The sequence below is a fragment of the Allobosea sp. 01N443 genome (assembly GCF_056399325.1).
The window spans coordinates 1-1491 of record NZ_JBFTRC010000380.1 but is presented as its reverse complement, the minus strand read 5'-3'; the positions used below and the strand labels follow the sequence as shown (position 1 = coordinate 1491).

Genomic DNA, 1491 nt, shown 5'->3' with positions numbered 1-1491 from the left:
AACGGAGCGCGATCGCTTCTCCGCGGTCCGCTTTTCGCCCAACGATGCACTCACCGGCCGGATCGGCGCTCGGCTCACCGGCGATTGGGTGATGGGCGGGATGACGCTGAAACCCTATCTCCTCGCCAATGTCTGGCGCACGTTTTCCGGCAGCGACACGACGACCTTCAACGTCACGCCGATTRCAACCGGCTTCGGCTMCASCTCGCTSGAACTSGGCGGCGGCGTYGCGGCCCAGGTGAYGCCGAACGTCGGTGTCTACGCGGCGGCGAGCTACACCAGCAATMTCGGCGGCGACSATCGCCGCGGCATCAAGGGMAATCTCGGCCTGCGCGTCACSTGGTAGGCGCGGCGCCTGCCGACAYTTCATACGGGTCTTACGATTGGTTCCGAGCCGGGGCGGGCCTTTGCGAATCTGCCAAACCCGGCGTCCTTACATTGCCTTCAGTCATGTGCCTGCAACCGGACCCTCAGATGTCGGCAATGGGGTCAACTCCGGTCGTCAGACGCCGATCTTGAGATGGGTCGCGAGCGGTGATCAGGCGCTCGCTCGAAACTTGACATTGGCGAACTTGCCGCAGAGCGGACCTCGCCATGGTCTGAGAAGGGCGGAGAGCGAACGCCAGCACCCGCGGCCTGATGCTCCGGAACTGGTCGTAGCAACTCGGGTTTGAAGAAACGGCTCGCAATGACCGCCAAGATTGCTCGGCCTCCCTCCTGAATTCAGCCATGAGTTCCGATGGGATGAGACGAACCGCTAGTGCGATACCCGCGGGGACGATCAGCAAGTCGTCGAGATAGCCAAGTATCGGAATAAAATCAGGAATAAGATCGATTGGGCTCAAGGCGTAGGCCGCAACACCGGCGGCCAGGGCTTTTGCATGCCACGGCGTTCGCGGATCGCGAGCAGCTATCCATAGCGCGACGACGTCGCGCGTGAGATGTCGCGCCCATTGCCTTGCGCGCTCCAGCGTCATGATGATGCAATTGCACGCGGTCGAAGAGACGCGCAATGGGTCGACACCGGCTTTAAGCAGATCCGGCGGGACTGTCCGCTTGCGGGCGATGGGCCTCGATCGAGGTCGATTATGCCGCGATAGCGTGAGGGGCCGAGACAGCAAACGCCCCGGAGTGACCCGGGGCGCGTCGAGCTTCGGACCTACAGAAGACACCTGCGGTTACCGGCCGCTGCCGGTGCCCCCGGTGTTGCCGCCGCCGTTGCCGCCATGGCCACCGCCGTTGCCACCACCATGGCCACCGCCGTTRCCGCCATGGCCACCGCCGTTGCCACCACCATGGCCACCGCCGTTGCCACCACCATGGCCRCCGCCGTTRCCGCCATGGCCACCGCCGTTGCCGCCATGGCCACCGCCGTTGCCACCGCCATGGCCACCGCCGTTGCCGCCATGGCCACCGCCGTTGCCACCACCATGGCCACCGCCGTTTCCACCATGGCCACCGCCGTTGCCACCGCCATGGCCACCGCCGTTG

Annotated in this window: 2 protein-coding genes and 1 pseudogene; 1 reads left to right on the top strand and 2 read right to left on the bottom strand. The window is 65.0% G+C overall.

The annotated features are described in order from the left end of the window. The coding region (locus AC1DRP_RS36515; protein ID WP_476771132.1) for an autotransporter outer membrane beta-barrel domain-containing protein at positions 1–346 on the top strand (346 nt) is incomplete at its 5' end. Positions 347–707: 361 nt separating this feature from the next. Here the strand turns inward: AC1DRP_RS36515 and AC1DRP_RS36510 are convergent. Together AC1DRP_RS36510 and AC1DRP_RS36505 are read right to left on the bottom strand one after the other, a co-directional pair. Continuing rightward, positions 708–977 (bottom strand): annotated as a pseudogene (locus AC1DRP_RS36510) (YkvA family protein); the annotation flags it as partial. Positions 978–1159: 182 nt separating this feature from the next. Next, a partial coding sequence (locus AC1DRP_RS36505; RefSeq protein WP_476771131.1) for a hypothetical protein occupies positions 1160–1491 on the bottom strand: 332 nt, incomplete at its 5' end.